We start from the raw sequence: 22058 nt of genomic DNA, 5'->3' as shown, positions 1-22058 counted from the left end.
TAGGGGATGAACATGAGTCTGTCACCAACAGAATTATACGCTCAGTTAGTAAAACAAATTGCTTTAGATGACCAATTATCCAACTATCCTCTTTTAGAAACAGGTGAAGTAAAAAAAGTCACTGTACATAAAAAAAGTCGACTATGGGAGTTTAATTTAGGGTTTCATCATATCTTACCAATGAGTCATTATCAGCTGCTTATGACTCACTTAGAGACAGCATTTAAAGATATTGCAAAGACATCATTAAAAGTCACTAGCCAAAATAAAGAAATAACAAATGATTTATTGGCAGATTATTGGTATCAAGTGTTAAAAGACAATGAAGAGATGACAAATGTCGTCAAAAACTCATTGTTACAGACGCCACCATTTGTTGAGGACCAACAAATTATTTTATTGGTTGAAAATGATGGGGTAGAAAAATATTTAAGTCAAAAACATTTAGGTTATCTTAGTGACCTATATAAATGTTATGGATTTCCAGACTTTAAATTTGTTGTTCGAATCGATGACACAAAAGAATCTGATATTCAAAAAGCGTTTGAACAACGTCAACAAGAACAAGCCGAAGAGTTAATGAAACAAACGGCAGCTGCTATAGAAAAAAATCAGCAACAAAAGAAAAAACAGGAAACGATTGAACATGAGGGTCCTATTCAACTGGGAAGAACTATTCCAAGTGATGAAATGATTACCCGTATGGAAGATATCACTGAAGAAGAACGTCGTGTCACCATCGAGGGCTTTGTTTTTGATAAAGAGATTCGTGAATTACGTTCGGGAAGAAAGCTATTAATTGTCAAGATGACAGATTATTCTTCTTCTTTTGCTGTAAAGAAATTTTCTAATAACGAAAAAGATGTCGCGATTTTTGAGGCGATAAAAACAGGTAGTTGGTTAAGAGCGCGTGGGAGTATCCAAGAAGATACTTTTATGCGTGATTTGGTGATGAACTGTCAGGACTTAGTTGAGGTCAAAAAAGAGTTAAGAAAAGATACTGCACCAGAAGACGAAAAACGGGTGGAACTTCATGTCCATACTAATATGAGTACGATGGATGCGACAAATAGTGCTGCAGACTTAGTCGCTCAAGCTGGAAAATGGGGGATGCCAGGTATTGCGATTACTGACCATAGTGGTGCACAGGCTTACCCAGAAGCTTATTTTGCCGGCCAAAAAAATGGGGTAAAAGTCTTATTTGGTGTAGAAGCCAATATCGTTGATGATGGGGTTCCAATCGCCTATAATCCAAAGCATATTAGTTTGACGGATGCAACTTATGTGGTATTTGACGTGGAGACAACTGGTCTTTCGGCTGTTTATGATACGATTATTGAGTTAGCCGCTGTAAAGATGCACAAGGGAAACATTATTGACACATTTGAGCAATTTATTGATCCAGGGCATCCATTGTCGCAGACGACCATTCACCTAACAGGTATTACAGATGATATGGTGAAAGGCTCTAAATCAGAAAAAGCAGTCTTGACCTTGTTTGAAGAATTTTGCCGAGATAGTATTTTAGTCGCTCATAATGCTAGTTTTGATATGGGATTCTTAAACACGAGTTATGAAAAATATGATATGCCAGAAGCACCAAACCCTGTCATTGATACTTTGGAATTATCAAGATTGTTGCATCCAGAATTAAAATCTCATCGTTTAAATCGTTTATCTAAAAAATACAATATTAACTTAGAACAACATCACCGTGCAATTTATGACTCGGAAGCAACAGGGCATTTGTGTTGGATTTTTGTTAAAAAAGCACAAGAAGAATTTGGGGTGCATTTTCATGATGAGTTTAATCAGCATATCGGTGAGGGAGACGCCTACAAACGAGCACGTCCATTTCATGCGACAATACTCGCACAAACACAGGCAGGCTTAAAAAATTTATTTAAGTTAATCTCTATGTCCAATGTGAATTATTTTTACCGTGTGCCACGAATTCCACGCTCGAAGCTGTCTGAATTGCGTGAAGGGCTGTTAGTTGGCTCAGCTTGTAGCAATGGTGAAATTTTTGAAGCGATGATGCAAAAAGGTGTCGATGAAGCCAAAAAACGTGCGAAGTTCTATGACTATATTGAAGTCATGCCAAAACATGTCTACGCTCCGTTGATTGAAGCAGAATTAGTAAAAAATGACGCTGACTTAGAAGATATCATGACTAATTTGGTCTCTATCGGGGACGATTTAGGCAAAGTAGTTGTAGCAACAGGAAATGTTCACTACTTAAATAAGGAAGATGCTATTTACCGTAAGATTTTAGTTAACTCGATGGGGGGAGCAAATCCTCTAAATCGCTACGAATTACCAGACGTTCACTTTTTGACAACAAATGAAATGCTTGATTCATTTAGCTTTTTAGGTGAAGCAAAAGCCAAAGAAATTGTGGTTGATAACACGCGAAAAATTATGGATATGTGTGAAGATGTGGTTCCTGTAAAGCAAGATTTGTATACACCAAAAATCGAAGGCTCAGAAGAAGAAATCACAAAATTAAGCTACGATGAAGCTCATCGACTTTATGGTGAAAATTTGCCTGAGATTGTAGAAAAACGTATTGAAAAAGAGTTAAAAAGTATTAACGGAAATGGGTTCTCAGTTATTTATTTAATCTCACAAAAATTGGTGCATAAGAGTTTACAAGATGGCTATCTTGTTGGGTCACGTGGGTCTGTTGGTTCAAGCTTTGTCGCAACGATGACAGGGATAACAGAAGTTAATCCATTGCCACCTCATTATTTATGCCCTGAGTGTCAATACTCAGAGTTCTTTGAAGATGGTAGTTATGGGTCAGGATTTGACTTGCCAGAAAAAGACTGCCCAAAATGTGGGGCTACTCTGTCAAAAGATGGACATGATATTCCGTTTGAGACCTTTCTAGGCTTCCATGGGGATAAAGTACCCGATATTGATTTGAACTTCTCTGGAACGTATCAACCAGAGGCTCATAATTACACGAAAGTGTTGTTTGGAGAAGATTATGTCTTTCGTGCTGGAACGATTGGTACAGTAGCTGATAAAACAGCATATGGCTTTGTTAAAGGGTATGAGCGAGACAATGATTTGAGTTTCCGTGGGGCAGAGATTGATCGATTGGCAAAAGGATCGACAGGCGTCAAACGAACCACTGGACAACATCCGGGTGGGATTATTGTTATTCCTGATTATATGGATGTGTATGACTTTACCCCAATTCAATACCCAGCTGATGATCAAGATTCTGAGTGGCGCACGACTCACTTTGACTTTCACTCGATTCATGACAATGTGTTAAAACTAGATATCCTTGGTCATGATGATCCGACAGTGATTCGTATGTTACAGGATTTATCAGGAATTGATCCTAAAACAATTCCAGCAGATGATCCAGAAGTCATGAAAATATTTTCTGGTCCCGAAGTTTTAGGGGTAACACCAGAGCAAATTTATTCAAAAACAGGGACACTTGGTATTCCAGAGTTTGGAACAAAATTTGTCCGTGGCATGTTAGAACAAACAAAACCAACCACCTTTGCTGAGTTGCTACAAATTTCTGGACTATCACATGGGACGGATGTTTGGTTAGGTAACGCAGAAGAATTGATTCGTCAGGGAACCACCACACTGGCCGATGTCATTGGGTGTCGTGATGATATCATGGTGTATTTAATGCATGCTGGCTTAGAAGATGGTTTAGCGTTTAAAATCATGGAAAGTGTGCGTAAAGGTAAAGGGATACCAGATGAATGGCAAGCAGAGATGCGAGCAAACAATGTGCCAGAGTGGTACATTGAATCTTGTTTGAAAATCAAGTATATGTTCCCTAAAGCCCATGCTGCAGCGTATGTGTTGATGGCATTGCGTGTGGCTTACTTTAAAGTGCATCATCCAATCCTTTACTATGCTGCTTATTTTTCAGTGCGTGCCAACGACTTTGATATTGTAGCCATGTCACAAGGTAAAGAAGCCGTTAAAGCGCGAATGAAAGAAATTACGGACAAAGGAATGGACGCATCAACCAAAGAAAAAAACTTGTTAACCGTTCTTGAAATTGCAAACGAAATGCTAGAACGTGGCTTTAAATTTGATATGATTGATTTGTATAAATCAGATGCTGAAAATTTTGTTATTGACGGGGATACGTTGATTGCTCCGTTTCGTTCTGTGCCAAGTTTAGGATTGAACGTGGCTAAACAAATTGTAGCAGCTCGTGAAGAACAAGAATTTCTATCAAAAGAAGATTTATCTAATCGTGGAAAAGTGTCAAAAACATTGATTGAATATATGACAGATAATGGTGTATTGAAAGATTTGCCAGATGAAAATCAATTGTCGTTATTTGATATGTTATAAGGAAAACTTAGGAGGAAGACAAATGGCAAAAGTGCTAGTGCTTGGAGGAGCAGGATATATTGGCTCTCATGCAGTAAAACGTTTATTAGATAGTGGAAAAGATGTAGTGGTCGTAGATAATTTATTAACGGGGCACAAAGCAGCCGTGGACACCCGTGCGACATTTTACGAGGGAGATATTCGTGACAAAGCTTTTTTAACACAAGTGTTTAACAAAGAGCCTATCAATCAAGTCGTACATTTTGCGGCCAGTTCACTAGTTGGTGAGTCTGTAGAAAATCCATTAAAATATTTTAATAACAATGTTTATGGCATGCAAACGTTACTTGAAGTGATGAATGAATTTGGTGTAAAAGAAATCGTCTTTTCATCAACAGCAGCGACATACGGTGAACCAGATATGACACCGATTACTGAAGAAACGCCAACAAATCCTACCAATCCATATGGTGAAAGCAAACTCATGATGGAAAAAATGATGAAATGGTGTGATAACGCCTATGGGATAAAATATGTGTCGCTACGTTACTTTAATGTGGCAGGTGCCATGCTTGATGCCTCAATTGGTGAAGACCACACACCTGAAACGCATTTATTGCCAATCATTTTACAAGTTGCGCTAAATCAACGTGAAAAATTAATGATTTTTGGTGATGACTACCCAACACCAGATGGCACATGTATTCGTGATTATGTGCATGTGGTTGATTTAGTGGATGCGCATATCTTGGCATTAAATTATTTATCGGAACATGATGACAGCCAAATTATTAATCTTGGCAGTAGCAATGGATTTTCAGTGAAAGAGTTGTTAAATGAAGCCATTAAAGTGACAGGTAAAGACATACCATCTGAGATTGCCCCAAGGCGTGCAGGGGATCCATCAATGCTCGTTGCTTCAAACGACAAAGCAAAAAGAGTGTTAGGATGGGACCCACAATACACAGATGTCGAAACAATCATATCTAGTGCGTGGAAGTGGCATCAAAGCCACCCACATGGCTATGAAAAATAATAAATAGTCAATAAGATTAAGTCAAGAACGGTTTTCGTTCTTGGCTTTTTTCTATGGATTAAATAAAGATTGGTTATTTTTATAATCACGTTGTTCATTTGAAAAAATTAGTAGAAAGTAAGATAAATTTCATGATTTTAAGAAGAGCAAAATTATTTATAATATGGATGTCTATTTTTGTATTTGGTTGAATTTTTATGCCATAAAGAATAATAATTTCTTAGGACGAACTTCTTGTTTTACTTTGTCTATGAGAGAAGACAAATTAAATAAATGTTTAGTGAGATAAGAAAAAATGTAGGTGATAATAAACTATTAGATGTATTATTACCATTTAAAAAAAATAAATTTAAAAGTATTTTGTTATCCATTGCAACCGCATTCAGTAAAGTATATAATAAATTTAGTAAATATTTACTAGGAGGCTGAAACGATGTTAACGAATTTAAGACAAACTTTTTTAGAGGTATTTGAAGAAAAAAATGACACAGAATATTTTTCTCCAGGACGTATTAATTTAATTGGTGAACACACGGATTATAATGGTGGAAATGTCTTTCCTGCAGCAATTACAATTGGAACATATGGATTAGTCAGACAACGTGAAGATGATGTGATTCGTTTTTATTCGATGAATTTTCCAGATGTTGGTATCAAAGACATCAAATTATCAGAGCTAGAGTACAATGAGAAAGATGATTGGACAAATTATCCTAAGGGGGTAATTTATTTACTAAAACAATCAGGCTATGACATCACTCACGGATTTGATATGTTATTTTACGGAACTATCCCTAATGGGGCAGGTCTATCATCATCTGCTTCCATAGAATTATTAACAGGATTAATTATTTCAGATGAGTGCGGCTTAAATATTCCAAGATTGGATTTGGTGAAACTTGGACAAAAAGTGGAGAACAATTACATCGGAGTAAACTCTGGAATTATGGACCAGTTTGCTATAGGGATGGGTGAAGAAAACCACGCGATTTTATTAAATACAACTACACTAGAATACGAACTTGTGCCAGCTGTGTTTGGAAAGTATGTCATTATGATTATGAATACGAATAAACGTCGCGAGTTAGCTGATTCTAAATACAATGAACGTCGTGGAGAGTGTGAAGATGCCCTAAAACAATTGCAACAACATGTAGATATCACGTCATTGTGTGACTTGAGTGTGGCAGAGTTTAATCAATATAGCCAATACATAGATAATGAAGTCGATAGAAAACGCGCAAAACATGCTATTACAGAAAATGAACGCACACTTGAAGCTAAAAAAGCTTTAACAGATGGCGATTTAGAAACATTTGGTCAGTTACTTAATGCTTCCCACAAGTCACTGAAAGAAGATTATGATGTAACAGGAATTGAGTTGGATACATTAGTTGCTGCTGCTCAAAAACAACCAGGTGTCTTAGGAGCAAGAATGACAGGAGCTGGATTTGGTGGGTGCGCGATTGCGTTAGTCAATAAAGACAATGTTGCTGAGTTTAAACAATCTGTCGGTAAAGAGTATGAAGAAAAAATAGGGTATGCCGCTGATTTCTATGAAGCATCAATTGGTGATGGCACACGAAAATTATCATAAAAGGAGAGTTCTTATGAAGAAAGTTCTAGTTTTAGGTGGTGCAGGGTATATTGGCTCTCATGCAGTGGCTCAGTTAATTAAAAGTGGTCGCGAGGTTGTCGTTGTTGATAATTTATTGACAGGACATAAAGAAGCTATCCATCCAAATGCGACATTTTACGAAGGCGATATTCGCGATAAAGCGTTTTTAAGTGACGTCTTTAAAAAGGAAAAAATTGAGCAAGTGGTTCATTTTGCAGCAAGTTCTCTTGTAGGTGAATCTGTCGAAAATCCTTTGAAATATTTTAATAATAATGTCTATGGCATGCAAGTATTACTAGAAGTGATGAATGAGTGCCATGTAAACGAGATCGTCTTTTCTTCAACAGCGGCAACTTATGGCGAACCAGAGGAAACACCAATTAGTGAATTGACACCAACTAATCCTAAAAATCCATATGGTGAAAGCAAACTCATGATGGAAAAAATGATGAGATGGTGTGACAATGCTTATGGCATGAAATATGTGTCATTACGCTATTTCAATGTAGCTGGTGCGATGCCTGATGCTTCTATCGGTGAAGCGCATAATCCAGAAACCCATTTGTTGCCGATTATTTTGCAAGTAGCACTTCACCAACGAGAAAAATTACAAATTTTTGGTAATGATTACCCAACACCTGATGGCACATGTATTAGAGATTATGTTCATGTGTTAGATTTGGTGAATGCTCATATCTTGGCACTGGATTATTTGGATAGTCATCATGACAGTCAAATTATCAACTTAGGCAGTAGTCATGGCTTTTCTGTGAAAGAATTATTAGACGAAGCCAAACGTGTGACTAAACAAGAGATACCTTTTGAGCTATCACCAAGACGTGCAGGTGACCCTGCGATATTAGTGGCTTTAAATGACAAAGCAAAAAACATATTAGGATGGCATCCAGAGTATACTGATGTAGAAACCATAATTTCAACGGCATGGAACTGGCATCAAACACATCCTTATGGTTACGAAGAAAAAGGAGACTAAGATGATGACAAATAAATGGGTAACAACGTTTGTTTCATATGCTATTTCTACGGGGCTATGGGATGAAATGGATCGTGTTTATCTAACGAATAAAGTATTATTTTTACTGGGATTAGATGACTATCAAAAAGAATCAGAAATAGGTGGCTGGCTACCAGTTGAACTTGTGACAAAATTAGTAGAGATAGCAATAGAAACAGGGGAAATTAATGAGTCACTGCATGAAAAAGATGTGTTAATTGGTGAACTGATGGATATCGTGACACCAACACCTAAAGAAGTGAATGATCGATTTAATAAAGAGTACGAAGAGTCACCGAAAAAAGCGACGGATAATTTTTTTAAACTTAGTAAGGAAAATGACTACATAAAAACACAAGCGATTGCAAAAAACATCGAGTTTCCTTATGAGAGTGACTATGGCACATTGAATATTACGATTAACTTATCAAAACCTGAAAAAGATCCTAAAGAAATTAAAAAAGCAGCCATCGTGTCAAATTCTAATTATCCTAAGTGTATGTTGTGTCTTGAAAACGAAGGGTTTGCTGGTCGTATTGGGTACCCAAATCGTTTTAATCATCGAGTGATACGTTTTTCGTTATGTGATGAACCTTGGGCCTTTCAATATTCACCGTATGCTTATTATAATGAACACAGTATTTTCTTTTCAGCTGTTCATCGACCAATGTCTATCAATAAAGAAACATTTACAAGGTTAGTCAGTGTGTTAGATGTCTTTCCACATTATTTTGTGGGATCGAATGCAGATTTACCAATCGTTGGAGGATCGATTTTGTCACATGATCATTATCAAGGTGGTCGATGTGACTTTCCGATTGAATCCTCACCAATTGAAGAAACTTATGATTTAGAGTCATTTAAAAATGTCTCAGTGGGTATCGTCAAGTGGCCGATGTCTGTGATAAGATTGAGAAGTTCTGATAAAAAAGCTATTGTAGAGGCGGCTGATTATATTTTAACTAAATGGCGAGATTATTCAGACCCATCTCTTGAAATCGTTGCATATAGCGACGATGGGACACCACATCACACCGTGACACCAATTGCTCGTATAGCAGATGACCAATATGAAATGGATTTAGTCTTACGTGATAATAATGTATCTGAGCGCTATCCAGATGGTATCTTCCATCCGCATCCTGAATACCATCATATTAAAAAAGAAAATATTGGGTTGATAGAGGTTATGGGACTAGCTATTTTACCGCCAAGATTAAAAGAAGAGATGGAAGATGTGAAACGATTTTTACTAAATCAAGAGCATAATATGGCAGACTACCATGCTGATTGGGCAAAAAAAATAAAAGAAACACAGGCAATTACTAAAGAAAATGTGGATGAACGATTGCAAGAGGGGATTGGAGAAGTGTTTCTTCATGTGTTAGAAGACGCTGGTGTCTATAAACGAGACGAGCTTGGACAACAAGGATTTAGACGATTTATGTCAACGTTATAAAAAAGGGGGAGAAACAAGGTGGCGACTATAAAAGATATTGCGACAAAAGCAGGTGTGTCACCGGCAGCAGTCTCTCGCGTATTAAATCATGATACAACATTATCCATTAACGAAGAAACAAAGCGACGGATATTTGAAGTAGCAGAGGAATTAAATTACACCAAACATCATAAAAATAAGCCCAAGCAACAAAAAAAGATTGGGTTGATTCAGTGGTACCAACCTAGTGAAGAGTTAGAGGATATTTATTATTTGGCGATTCGATTAGGGATTGAAAAACGAGCCGAAGAATTATCGATTGAATTAATAAAATGTGAGTTGGATAGTTTAACAGATATAGACTTGGATGGCATATTGGCACTTGGAAAGTTTGACAAGAGTGAAATAAAAAAAATGTCTGCATCTTCTGAAACTATCGTCTTTATTGATTATGATGCGTCAGCTGATGGGTTTTCATCTGTTATTGTTGATATGGAGAAAGCCATGCAATCTGTCGCAGAATTGATTGAAGAACAACGCTATCGTTCTGTAGGAGTGTTACAAGGACTAGAATACACGAAAACGTGTCGTCAATTAATTGCTGATGATCGTTTAAATAAGTTGTCGCATTTTTTAGGAGAAAACGCCTCTTTAGACTGTGTATTGGAAATGTCTTTTAGTGTAGAATCAGGATATAACAGCATGTTAACCTACATTGAAACAACCACTCCAGAAGAATTTGTTGATGTCTTTTTTGCAGAAAGTGATGCGATTGCGGTGGGGGCGTTAAAAGCATTGCATGAAAAAAATATGTCCGTACCAAAAGACATAGCATTGATTTCATTTAATGATATTAGTGTGGCTAAGTATTTGACACCAAGTTTAACAACGGTACATGTCCCAACGGAAGTCATGGGAAATTTAGCGGTGAGTCATTTATTAACGCTATTAGATACTGGTATTGATACGCCTGTAACAATTGACGTATCAACTCAATTAATCAAAAGACAAACACATTAAGATAAAAAAACAGGTGCCCGGTAAAAAGCATCTGTTTTTTTATTCTGTGATTGGAGGAGACACGCTATGAGTGCTCTCAACTTTACTACAATAATAATCCCAACGTTTATAGCTTTCGATGTACTCAACAATAGCGCCATTATCCAAAAAAGTTGTTCGCTGAGCAAAACTGGTCGGTTCATTTTCATTCATATTTAGTAATGAGGCAACATGTGGTGGTGTTGGAAAAAGAATCTGATAGTACTCAATTGATGGAGAGGTGGATAAGTGAAAATTATAATCTATCTCCATTTTTTTATAGATGGATTGAAATCTTTCAGGGTGCTTTAAATCTTCTTTTTTTACATAGGTTTCTGGTATATATGAGTACTGTAAAAAGAAAGGCTCCCCATCACTTAATCTGACACGTTTAAATTCATAAATGGTGACGTCTCCTGACACACTAAGTTTTTGGCGAATCGTGTCGTCATCGATAGGCTGAATGCTGATGACTTTGACATCTGTATTGTGGTCAGGGTATTTTTCAACATCGGTAAAGCGAACAAGTTGTTGGTTTTTCCCTTGGCTAACAAAACGCCCTTTGCCTTTTACACTATATAAATACCCATCTAAAACAAGTTCTTTCAACGCTCGTATGACAGTAATCGAGCTGACATCATATTTTTGAGCAAGCTCTGACTCGCTATAAAAACGATCTCCTGGACTAAATATTCCAGTATTGATTTCATTTAGTAATTCATTTTTTATATATAAATATTTTGGAATCATATGGTATTCCCCTTTTTATTTTTCATACCCTAACTTATAGTTATCCTACTTCATTTTTATTGTTATTTCAATGATTCTTAAATTAAAATAAGTTTTTAAACTTTTATAAAAAAATACTAAAAAACCTAAGTTTAAAACATTGTAAACGGTTTAAAAAAGTGATATTATCTTAGTATACCAAGTCCTAGTATATTAGGTTTGGATTATGGAAGAAGGTTGGTGAGGTAATGTCGACATTTGAAATTTCAGAGGATTTTTTATTAGATGGTCAACCTTTTAAAATTTTATCTGGCGCGATTCATTACTTTAGGGTGCATCCTGATGATTGGTATCATTCGTTGTACAATCTAAAGGCTTTAGGATTTAACACAGTAGAAACATATGTCTCGTGGAATTTGCATGAACCAGAAAAAGGCAATGTAAGGTTTGATGGCATCTTAGATATTGAGCGATTTTTATCGATAGCGCAAGATTTAGGACTATATGCGATTGTTAGACCGTCACCGTATATCTGTGCTGAATGGGAGTTTGGCGGATTTCCGGCGTGGCTGTTACAAGACAAAGCAATGAAAATTAGGCGTAGTGATACAAACTATTTACAACATGTAGCCGACTATTACGATGAATTACTCCCTAGATTAGCTAAACATCAATTAGTTAATAATGGCAATGTGTTGATGTTCCAAATTGAAAACGAATACGGTTCTTATGGGGAAGATAAAGAGTATCTAAGTGCTTTGAAACAGATGATGTTGGATAGAGGTATTGTGATGCCGCTATTTACTTCTGATGGCGCATGGCAAGCAACACTAGAAGCCGGTAGTATGATTGAAGAGGGGATTCTGCCTACTGGTAATTTTGGGTCTAAAGCAAAAGAAAATTTTGATAAATTACAAGCATTTTTTGATAAGTACAATAAGACATTCCCATTAATGTGTATGGAATTTTGGGATGGCTGGTTTAATCGTTGGGGAGATAATGTGATTAGGCGAGATCCAGAAGAATTAAGAGATGCGGTAAAAGAAGCAATCGAGATTGGAAGCATCAATTTATACATGTTCCATGGTGGGACGAACTTTGGTTTCATGAATGGTTGCTCAGCACGAGGGCAGATTGATTTGCCACAGGTTACTTCTTATGATTATGATGCCATTCTTGATGAACAAGGAAACCCAACTAAAAAGTATTATCTTATTCAAGAGTTAATTCAAGAGATGTTTCCTGATAATAAAACAAGCAAACCTTTGATTAAAGAATCAATGGCTAAAAAATCTGTTCCATTATCAGATAAAGTGAGCTTATTCTCAACGCTCGATACATTGGCTACAAAAACTCAGTCAAAATATCCATTAACAATGGACGAGTTAAACCAAAATACTGGTTATGTGCTATATCGAACCAATGTCTTAAAAGATAAAGATGAAGAATATTATCGAGTCATTGATGGTAGAGATAGACTTCATTTTTATTTAAATGAAACCTTAATGGCAACACAATATCAACAAGAAATTGGTGATAATATAACTGTTCCATTAGTTGAGGAAAGCAATCAATTAGATATTTTGATGGAAAACATGGGCCGAGTAAATTATGGACATAAATTATTTGCAGACACACAACGTAAGGGAATTAGAACAGGCGTGATGTCAGATTTACATTTTATCACTGAATGGGAACATTATCCGTTGTCATTTGAAACATCTGAAGGGATTGATTTTTCAGGTGAGTGGTTGGAAAACCAAGCAGCATTTTATCAATATAACGTTAATATAGCAGAAGTTTGTGATACATACATTGATATGACAGGCTTTGGAAAAGGCATTGTGTTAGTCAATGGTGTGAATATTGGCCGTTTTTGGAGTAAAGGTCCTTACATGACACTTTATATACCAAGTGGCCTATTACAAGAAGGTGATAATGAGTTTATCGTTTTTGAAACAGAAGGTCAGTACCAAGAACACATTAATTTAGTGGAAAAACCAATTGTGAAAACAATAGAGGAGGAATTATAAATGATTATAGGCGTACGAATTGACGGAAGATTGATACATGGACAAGTGGCAAACTTATGGACAACAAAATTGAATATTTCTCGTATTATGGTTGTCGATAATGTGGTGTGTGATAATGCCATTGAAAAAAGTGGGCTAAAATTAGCAACGCCATCTGGTGTGAAGTTAAGTGTGTTACCTGTTGAAAAAGCGGCAGCAAATATTCTAGCAGGAAAATATGATTCACAACGTTTATTAATTGTTGCTAAAAAACCTGAGACATTATATGAATTAGTTGAAGCTGGTGTTCCAATTGAAGAAATCAATGTCGGAAATATGTCTCAAAGTGATACAACAAAATCAATTACTAAGTCAATTAACGTAGATGATAATGACATCAACTACTTTAATAAATTAAATGAGAAGGGAGTAAAATTAGTCGCTCAAATGGTTCCAAGTGATAAAGCAGAAGACTTTATGTCAATTTTGATAAAATAAGGAGGAAATATCAATGACAATACTATGGTGGCAAGTGCTATTATTAACATTATATGCAGGGTATCAGATTCTTGATGAATTACAAATTTATTCTTCACTAAGTGCACCAGTATTTGCAGGGTTGTTTGCAGGTCTTGTGATGGGAGATGTTAAAGCAGGACTTTTAATTGGTGGGAGTATGCAGTTAACTGTTTTAGGAGTTGGAACTTTTGGAGGCGCTTCAAAAATTGATGCCAACTCAGGAACAATATTGGCAACAGCCTTCTCAGTTGCTTTAGGAATGAACCCAGAGCAAGCAATTGCAGCGATTGCGGTTCCAGTGGCAAGTTTAATGATCCAAATGGACATCTTGGGACGTTTTGCCAATACATTCTTTGCTCATCGTATCGATACAGCAATTGATAATATGGATTATAAAGGAATCGAGAGAAACTTCTTGTTTGGTGGATTTTCTTGGGCATTATCAAGAATGGTTCCAGTATTTTTAGCATTAGCATTTGGTGGTGGATTAGTGGAACAAGTAGTGGCTGTTTTAAACGGAAGCTTAAAATGGTTAGGCGATGGATTATCAGTTGCCGGAGCAGTTCTTCCAGCGGTCGGTTTTGCTATTTTATTACGTTATTTACCAGTCAAAAAACATTTCCCTTACTTAATTTTAGGTTTTGTGATTACAGCATTACTAACAACAGTATTTGGTAACATCCAATTACTTGGAGCTGGTGTTGCTAGTGTTGTGAAAGATTTCCAAGGAGTCTTTAACGGTTTACCAATGTTAGGTGTGGCTTTAATCGGTTTTGCTTTTGCATCCATTCATTATAAAAATGGGTATGCTGCTCAAACAAGCGCACCAGTAAATAATAAGTCAGACAATCCATCAGCTGAGGAGGAAATTGAAGATGACGAAATATAAATTAACAAAAGAAGATTTTAATCAGATTAACCGTCGTAGCTTATTTACCTTCCAATTAGGTTGGAACTACGAAAGAATGCAAGGTTCAGGTTACTTGTTTACTATTTTACCTCAATTAAGAAAAATGTATGGCGATGACACAGATGAATTAAAAGAAATGATGAAAACACATGCTCAATTCTTTAATACATCTAACTTCTTTAATACTGTGATTACAGGAATTGATTTGGCTGTTGAAGAAAAAGAAGGCTACAATTCTAAAGAAACAGTATCAGGTTTAAAAGCTGGTTTAATGGGACCGTTTGCAGCGATTGGGGATTCAATCTTTGGGGCATTAATTCCAACCATTTTTGGGGCTTTAGCAGCGAACATGGCAATTAACGGAAACCCAACAGGGATATTTATCTGGATTGCAGCTCAAATTGCGGTAATGGTATTTCGTTGGAAACAGCTAGAGTTTTCTTATAAAGAAGGGGTATCTTTAGTAACAACTATGCAACATCGTTTAACTGCTTTAACTGATGCAGCAACACTACTAGGAGTTTTCATGGTTGGAGCTTTGGTTGCAACAATGGTAAATGTAAAGTTATCTTGGGCACCAGTGATTGGTGATTTGACTATTGATATGCAAAATAACTTAGACATGATTTTACCTCGTTTATTACCAGCAGCAATCGTAGGCTTAATTTATTGGATGCTAGGTAAGAAAAACATGACATCTACACGAGCTATCTTCATTGTATTGGTTGTATGTATTGCTTTATCAGCGTTAGGCGTTATTTCAAAATAATTATTTGTTAAAGGATGTGTCACAATGACTCACTTGGTATTAATTAGTCACGGAAGTTTCTGTGAAGCATTAAAGGAAAGTACAGAGATGATTATGGGACCACAAGAATTAATCAAAACTGTCCCACTTTTGCCAAATGAAGGGCAAGAAGATTTTAAACAGAAGTTTATTGAAGCGACAAACGAGTTGGATGATTATATCGTCTTAGCAGATTTAATGGGTGGAACCCCGTGTAATGTGATTTCTAAAATGATTTTATCAGGTGAGGACATTACATTGTATGCTGGTATGAACATGCCGATGGTGATTGGTTTTATTAATAGTGTGTTGACTGAGCAACCAGTTGATCTATTAGATAGTGGTGTAAAAAACATTGTATCAGTGAATCAAATGTTGCTTGAGATGGACGATGATGACGAATAAACAAAAAAGGCTTTGGCACGTGGGGGCCCAAGCCTTTTTGTTTATTTTATTGTAGTAAAAATCAAATGCGGATAATTATTGATACGTAATGGGAACGTGCTATTTGCTAATCCTCTACTAACAATCAAGTGGGAGTTATCTTTGATATATAATCCACTAGTTAATTTTGGGAAAAAGCCTTGGTCAGGTGCTAAAAGACCATCAGTTAAGGGCAAACGCCACTGACCTCCGTGAGCATGGCCACTAAATACGGCTAATGGGTTGTTGAAAGAAGTAACATAGTCTGCAAATAATTCTGGATGATGTGCAAGAATCAATGTATCAAGATTAGCATCCAGTTTCTCCAACTCGTCACTAGGTAACGTTGTTTGTCGATTGCTTAAACCAATTAAATTAAATGCTCTATCTTTTATAGTCAGTGTAGTTAGAGTGTTTTCTAGATACACAGCATGACTTTGTTTCATACGTTGTAACCAAAGAGCATAATCGGGATTTGTTTCTTCGTGATTGCCATTAATCACATACGTTGGAAAATGAGTGGTTATTTTTTCTAAAAAGCTAAAAAAGTCAGTTTTTTCCACATTTTCGGTTCGATCAATTGTGTCACCTGTAATAAAAACGACATCAGGTTGTTGTTTGATGAGTTCTTCTAATAAGCGTTGTTGGTTTACGCGAATTCGTGGGAATTGTAAGTCAGAAAGGTGGGCAATTTTAACCTCTTGTTTATGTGGATGCTGACTTGTAATAATAATCGATTCACTATCCAGTTGTCTATTTTCACGAAGTCCCTCACCAATTAAAAGTATCGGTAGAGTGAGAACTAAACCAGCCAGGATTTTCTTTGTTTTACTCATTCTATTTTCCTCCCATGACGAAACTATTGCTCTAGTAAGTTAACAAAAAATATCTAACAAAGAATTAAATTTGAAAAACTTAAAAAAAACTTAACGATATTTTCAAAAAGAGTGACGTAACATTGAATAGTTAACAAAAATATGCTACCATAATGGTGTGTGATATGAGTGGAGAGAGTGAGCGTGTTGACGCTCACTCTTTTTGATGAATTTCTCGAAAATGTATAGGGAGGCGAAAATATTGGCAAATGTAGTCGAAATAGTCACTGACTTAGTTAATCCGATTTTGGAAAGCTATCAATTTGACTTAGTAGATATTGAATATGTAAAAGAAGGAAAAAATTGGTTTTTAAGAGTATTTATTGATAAAGATGGAGGCATCGACATCAATGAGTGCGCACTAGTCAGTGAGGCGTTAGGTGAAAAACTTGACACGATCGAACCAGATCCGATTCCACAAGCCTATTTTTTAGAGGTGTCTTCACCTGGGGCAGAAAGACCGTTGAAAAAAGAAGAAGATTATATCAATGCAATTGATGAGTATATAAATGTTTCTTTTTATCAAGCAGTTGATGGAGAAAAGCAGTATCAAGGTTTCTTAAAAGAGGTAACCCCAGAGACGCTAACCCTATTAGTAAAAATAAAAACGCAAGAAAAAGAAATGACATTTGATAGAAAAAATATTGCCAAAGCGAGATTGGCTATTCAATTTTAAAATGGAGGTTAAGGAAATACATGAATAAGGAAATGTTAGGAGCGCTAGACGCTCTTGAACGCGAAAAAGGTATTTCAAAAAGTATCGTAATAGAAGCACTAGAGGCAGCAATGGTGTCAGCATATAAACGTCATTATGGTCAAGCACAAAATGTTGAAGTTGAGTTTGATGAGAAAAAAGGAGACGTGCATATTTTTTCTGTTAAAGAAGTAACAGAAGAAGTGATGGACTCTCAATTGGAAGTCAGCTTAAAAGAAGCATTAAAAATCAATGGTGCGTATGAAATTGGTGATATGATTCGTTTTGAAGTGACACCAAAAGATTTTGGGCGAATTGCAGCACAAACAGCAAAACAAGTAATTTTGCAACGTGTTCGGGAAGCAGAACGTTCAATTATTTATAATGAATTTAGTGCGTATGAAAATGAAATTATGCAAGGGATTGTGGAACGTCAAGACAATCGTTACATCTATGTCAATCTTGGAAAAATCGAAGCGGTATTATCAAAACAAGATCAAATCCCAAATGAAGTTTATCAACCACACGATCGCATTAAAGTTTACATATCTAAAGTAGAAAATACATCAAAAGGGCCTCAAGTATACGTTAGTCGTAGCCATCCGGATTTATTAAAACGTTTATTTGAACAAGAAATTCCAGAAGTATATGATGGTGAAGTGGAAATCATTAGTATTGCCAGAGAAGCAGGAGATAGAGCAAAAGTTGCAGTGACTGCTGCTAATAAAGACATCGATCCTGTTGGTACATGTGTGGGTCCTAAAGGGCAACGTGTTCAAGCCATTGTTAATGAATTAAAGGGCGAAAACATGGATATCGTTGAGTGGAACGAAGACCCAGCAGTCTTTATCTCAAATGCATTAAATCCTGCACAAGTTTTGGATGTTATATTTGAACCAAATCAACGTGCATGTACAGTCGTTGTACCAGATTTCCAATTGTCACTAGCGATTGGTAAACGTGGACAAAATGCAAGACTTGCAGCCAAGTTGACTGGGTATAAAATTGATATCAAGCCTGAATCTGAGTGGGAAAAAATTGCCGCTGAAAATGAAGAAGAATTAATCGAAGAAGTACTTGAAGCAAATGAAGAATTAGTAGTTGAAGACATCTTAGAAGAGGCTATTGAAGAAATAGTTGAAGAAGCAACAGACGACATTATCGAAGAAGAAATTGTTGCGACTGTTGAAAAAGATGAAGAATAACACCATTTTTTTCGGAGGTGAAGTAGATGAAACAAAGAAAAATTCCAATGCGTAAATGCGTGGTATCAAATGAAATGAAACCTAAAAAAGAAATGATTCGTATCGTTCGTTCTAAAGAAGGTGAGATTTCGATTGATCCAACTGGAAAAATGCCTGGTCGAGGAGCTTATTTATCTATGGAGCCAGATGTTGTCCAAAAAAGTTGGGATCAAAAGATTTTAGATAGAGTGTTAAACGATACACTGACAGATGACTTCTATCAAGAATTGCTAGATTATGTATCACATCAAAAAGCAAGGAGAGAGTTATTCGGAAATGGAAAATAAACAACGATTTCTTAACCTCTTAGGTCTAGCAATGAAAGCTGGTAAGCTTGTAACCGGTGAAGAAACAACCTTACAGTCTGTAAGAAAAAATACTGTAAATTTGGTTATTTTAGCAAGTGATGCAAGTGAAAATACCGAAAAAAAAATGAGAGATAAGTGTCATAGTTACCATACAAAACTGATTTCACCATGTACTTCAGCAGAACTTAGTTCAGCGATTGGGAAAAATCGTATGATTGTCGGAGTATGTGACACAGGATTCTCTCGAAAGATGTGTGAACTAATGACAGAATAGGGACGGTGAGAGAATGAGTAAAAAACGCGTATATGAATTAGCAAAAGAACTAAATGTTCCAAGTAAAGATATCGTAGAAAAAGCTCAGTCCGCAGGTGTGGATGTAAAAAATCATATGAGTTCATTAAATGATTCGGACATTGATAAAGTAAAACACCTATTAGCACCTTCAAAAGCTAAGGGACAAACTAATAACAATAATCATAAAACTGGCCAAAAACCAGTTCAAAAAAATAATCATTCTGACAAAAAATCAGAAAATAATGATAACAGTAAGGGTAATCGAGTGAATAAACAGAACCAAAACAAACAACAACCAACGAATAAACCAAATAACAATCAAAACACATCAGCAAGTGCAACAAAAAAACCAGCTGGAAATACAACAAATCAACAAAATCGTAACAATAATTCAACTGGAAACAATAATAACCAAAATAAAGGCGGAAACCGTAACAATAATGGGAATCGTCCTTATCAAGGCAATCAAAATAATCGCTATAACAAAAATAATAAGCGACGTAATAATCGTAAAGGTAAACAGCAAACATCTAATAAACCAGCTGTTCCACCACGTAAGTTTAAAGAATTACCAGAAGTGTTAGTATACACTGAAGGTATGAACGTGGCTGATATTGCGAAGAAAATTTACCGTGAACCAGCAGAAATTATTAAAAAATTATTCCTTTTAGGCGTTATGGTAAATCAAAATCAAGCATTAGATAAAGATACTATTGAATTATTAGCGACAGATTATGGTATTGAAGCTGAAGAAAAAGTTCAAGAAGATGTAGCAGATATCGACAAATTCTTTGAACCAGATGTGGTTGATCCAGATAAATTGGTAAGTCGTCCACCTGTTGTAACAGTTATGGGACATGTTGACCACGGGAAAACAACATTGTTAGATACATTAAGAAACGCAAAAGTAACTTCTGGAGAAGCTGGTGGAATTACCCAACATATTGGTGCTTACCAAATTGATATCGATGGCAAACCAATTACTTTCTTAGATACACCAGGACATGCGGCGTTTACAAGTATGCGTGCGCGTGGAGCAAGTATTACTGATATTACGATTTTAGTTGTAGCAGCAGATGATGGTGTCATGCCTCAAACAGTGGAAGCTATTAACCATGCTAAAGCAGCTGAAGTACCTATCATTGTAGCAGTGAATAAAATTGACAAGCCAACAGCTAACCCAGACCGTGTAATGCAAGAATTAAGTGAATACGGCTTGATTCCTGAATCATGGGGTGGAGATACCATCTTTGTACCAATTTCTGCTAAATTTGGTGATAACATCGATGAACTTCTTGAAATGGTCTTACTTGTTTCAGAAGTCGAAGATTTAAAAGCTGATCCAACGCAACGCGCTATCGGTACGGTTATAGAAGCTCGTTTAGATAAAAGTAAGGGACCTGTTGTCACATTATTAGTACAACAAGGAACACTACATGTTCAAGATCCTATTGTCGTTGGTAACACACATGGACGTGTGCGTGTGATGACAAATGATATTGGTCGTCGTGATAAAACAGCTGGACCAGCAACACCAGTAGAGATTACGGGATTAAATGATGTTCCTCAAGCTGGTGACAGATTTGTTACCTTTGAAGATGAAAAAACTGCTCGTGCTGCCGGTGAAGAAAGAGCAAAACGTGCATTATTAGAGCAACGTCAAGTGAGCCAACGTGTGACATTAGACAACTTATTTGAAAGTCTTAAAGATGGCGAAATGAAAGAAGTTAATGTTATTATTAAAGCGGACGTTCAAGGTTCTGCTGAAGCCTTAGCTGCTAGTTTGACTAAAATAGATGTTGAAGGTGTACGTGTTAAAATCGTCCATTCAGCAGTTGGAGCGATTAACGAAAGTGATATCACACTTGCTTCAGCAAGTAATGCGATTATCGTTGGATTTAACGTGCGACCTACACCGCAAGCTCGTACCCAAGCAGAACAAGAACAAGTCGATATTCGTTTACATAGAATCATCTATAAAGTAATTGAAGAAATCGAAACAGCCATGAAAGGTATGCTAGATCCTGAGTTTGTTGAAAAAATTACAGGACAAATGCAAGTTCGTGAAACTTACAATGTATCTAAAGTTGGGACGATTGCAGGTTGTTACGTCACAGAAGGATTTATTCGTCGTGATTGTGGCATTCGTTTGATTCGTGATGGCATTGTAATTCATGAAGGAAACTTAGCAAGCTTGAAACGTTTTAAAGATGATGCTAAAGAAGTTAAGATGGGATTTGAGTGTGGTGTAACATTAGAAAATTATAATGACGTAAAAGTTGATGACGTCATTGAAGGATTCATCATGGAAGAAGTTAAAAAATAATCGCTCATTCATTTGAGGAGGATAAGTATTATGGCAAATTACCGAGATCGTCGTGTCGCTCAAGAAATTTTAAAAGAAGTGAACGATATTTTACATAAAAAAGTACGTGATCCACGTGTACAAGATGTAAGTATTACTGACGTAAAAGTCACAGGTGATTTACAAGAAGCAACTATTTTTTATAGTTTATTAAGTGATAAAGCATCTGATAAACAAAAAGCTCAAGAAGGGTTAGACAAAGCGACAGGTTTGATTCGTCGTGAACTGGGTCATAGATTAAGCATCTATAAAACACCAGAAATAACGTTTACTAGAGATGAATCAGTTGAATATGGTAATCACATTGATGAACTATTAAGAGGTCTAAATAAAGATTAATTAAAAAGGTTAGGGAATAGTTTTCTCTAGCCTTTTTAATTTTGTTAACCATTATAGGCTATCATTAACGCTAAAAAAAGAATTATGATA

General features: G+C 36.2%; 18 protein-coding genes and 2 pseudogenes. 18 read left to right on the top strand and 2 right to left on the bottom strand.

The features are described from left to right. The first annotated feature begins 12 nt into the window (after positions 1-12). The 6 genes from JNUCC83_RS06150 (at position 13) to JNUCC83_RS06125 (ending at position 10450) form a co-directional block, all read left to right on the top strand. The gene (locus tag JNUCC83_RS06150; protein ID WP_454459180.1) at positions 13-4344 is read left to right on the top strand and encodes a PolC-type DNA polymerase III; all 4332 of its coding nucleotides are present in this window, start codon (positions 13-15) and stop codon (positions 4342-4344) included. Between the two features lie 22 nt (positions 4345-4366). Continuing rightward, positions 4367-5359, top strand: coding sequence for a UDP-glucose 4-epimerase GalE (gene galE, locus JNUCC83_RS06145; RefSeq protein WP_454459179.1), 993 nt, complete (start codon positions 4367-4369; stop codon positions 5357-5359). A 433-nt stretch (positions 5360-5792) separates the two neighbouring features. Next, positions 5793-6956, top strand: coding sequence for a galactokinase (locus JNUCC83_RS06140; protein ID WP_454459178.1), 1164 nt, complete (start codon positions 5793-5795; stop codon positions 6954-6956). A gap of 13 nt (positions 6957-6969) precedes the next feature. Beyond that, positions 6970-7971: a UDP-glucose 4-epimerase GalE gene (gene galE / locus JNUCC83_RS06135; protein ID WP_454459177.1), complete on the top strand. Its 1002-nt coding sequence runs from the start codon at positions 6970-6972 to the stop codon at positions 7969-7971. A 1-nt stretch (position 7972) separates the two neighbouring features. Beyond that, a complete protein-coding gene (gene galT / locus JNUCC83_RS06130) occupies positions 7973-9451 on the top strand; it encodes a UDP-glucose--hexose-1-phosphate uridylyltransferase (protein ID WP_454459176.1) in 1479 nt (492 codons plus the stop codon). A gap of 18 nt (positions 9452-9469) precedes the next feature. Then, positions 9470-10450, top strand: coding sequence for a LacI family DNA-binding transcriptional regulator (locus JNUCC83_RS06125; RefSeq protein WP_454459175.1), 981 nt, complete (start codon positions 9470-9472; stop codon positions 10448-10450). Between the two features lie 39 nt (positions 10451-10489). On the opposite strand, the gene JNUCC83_RS06120 is transcribed toward JNUCC83_RS06125, so the two are convergent. Next, entirely contained in the window at positions 10490-11218 is a 729-nt protein-coding gene (locus JNUCC83_RS06120) for a GntR family transcriptional regulator (protein WP_454459174.1), read from the bottom strand. A gap of 227 nt (positions 11219-11445) precedes the next feature. On the opposite strand from JNUCC83_RS06120, the gene JNUCC83_RS06115 reads away from it, so the two are divergent. The 5 genes from JNUCC83_RS06115 to JNUCC83_RS06095 are packed head-to-tail and all read left to right on the top strand — an operon-like array spanning position 11446 to position 15830. Then, on the top strand, positions 11446-13230 hold the full coding sequence (locus JNUCC83_RS06115) for a glycoside hydrolase family 35 protein (RefSeq protein ID WP_454459173.1): 1785 nt from the start codon (positions 11446-11448) through the stop codon (positions 13228-13230). Beyond that, a complete protein-coding gene (locus JNUCC83_RS06110) occupies positions 13231-13707 on the top strand; it encodes a PTS sugar transporter subunit IIB (protein WP_454459172.1) in 477 nt (158 codons plus the stop codon). A 13-nt stretch (positions 13708-13720) separates the two neighbouring features. Beyond that, positions 13721-14617, top strand: a complete 897-nt coding sequence (locus JNUCC83_RS06105; RefSeq protein WP_454459171.1) for a PTS mannose/fructose/sorbose/N-acetylgalactosamine transporter subunit IIC — start codon at positions 13721-13723, stop codon at positions 14615-14617. Further along, entirely contained in the window at positions 14604-15407 is an 804-nt protein-coding gene (locus tag JNUCC83_RS06100) for a PTS system mannose/fructose/sorbose family transporter subunit IID (RefSeq protein WP_454459170.1), read from the top strand. The genes JNUCC83_RS06105 and JNUCC83_RS06100 overlap by 14 nt, the downstream gene beginning before the upstream one ends. A 24-nt stretch (positions 15408-15431) precedes the next feature. Next, complete coding sequence (locus JNUCC83_RS06095) at positions 15432-15830, top strand: PTS sugar transporter subunit IIA (protein WP_454459169.1); 399 nt, start codon at positions 15432-15434, stop codon at positions 15828-15830. A 41-nt stretch (positions 15831-15871) separates the two neighbouring features. Here JNUCC83_RS06095 and JNUCC83_RS06090 read toward each other — a convergent pair whose 3' ends face one another. Next, positions 15872-16684, bottom strand: coding sequence for a metallophosphoesterase (locus JNUCC83_RS06090; protein ID WP_454459168.1), 813 nt, complete (start codon positions 16682-16684; stop codon positions 15872-15874). 241 nt (positions 16685-16925) lie between these two features. Between JNUCC83_RS06090 and rimP the strand changes: the two genes are divergently transcribed. From rimP to rbfA, 7 genes and pseudogenes are all read left to right on the top strand, one after another. Further along, positions 16926-17399 carry a ribosome maturation factor RimP gene (gene rimP / locus JNUCC83_RS06085; RefSeq protein ID WP_454459167.1) on the top strand — a complete coding sequence of 158 codons (474 nt, stop codon included), beginning with the start codon at positions 16926-16928 and terminating at the stop codon, positions 17397-17399. Between the two features lie 20 nt (positions 17400-17419). Then, complete coding sequence (gene nusA, locus JNUCC83_RS06080; RefSeq protein ID WP_454459166.1) at positions 17420-18622, top strand: transcription termination factor NusA; 1203 nt, start codon at positions 17420-17422, stop codon at positions 18620-18622. A gap of 26 nt (positions 18623-18648) precedes the next feature. Further along, positions 18649-18948 (top strand): RNase P modulator RnpM, encoded by a 300-nt coding sequence (gene rnpM, locus JNUCC83_RS06075; RefSeq protein WP_117973025.1) that lies wholly within the window; start codon positions 18649-18651, stop codon positions 18946-18948. Next, complete coding sequence (locus JNUCC83_RS06070; protein WP_071456580.1) at positions 18938-19243, top strand: L7Ae/L30e/S12e/Gadd45 family ribosomal protein; 306 nt, start codon at positions 18938-18940, stop codon at positions 19241-19243. Before rnpM ends, JNUCC83_RS06070 begins: the two co-directional genes overlap by 11 nt. Positions 19244-19256: 13 nt before the next feature. Next, positions 19257-19365, top strand: a pseudogene (locus JNUCC83_RS06065) (translation initiation factor IF-2 N-terminal domain-containing protein); the annotation flags it as partial. A gap of 260 nt (positions 19366-19625) precedes the next feature. Then, positions 19626-21590, top strand: a pseudogene (gene infB, locus JNUCC83_RS06060) (translation initiation factor IF-2); the annotation flags it as partial. Between the two features lie 30 nt (positions 21591-21620). Continuing rightward, the gene (rbfA, locus tag JNUCC83_RS06055) at positions 21621-21968 is read left to right on the top strand and encodes a 30S ribosome-binding factor RbfA (protein ID WP_454459165.1); all 348 of its coding nucleotides are present in this window, start codon (positions 21621-21623) and stop codon (positions 21966-21968) included. Positions 21969-22058 lie beyond the last annotated feature (90 nt).

The organism is Vagococcus sp. JNUCC 83 (assembly GCF_053667615.1).
Note: the sequence above shows the minus strand (reverse complement) of the source record. Positions and strands in the feature narration are given on the sequence as shown.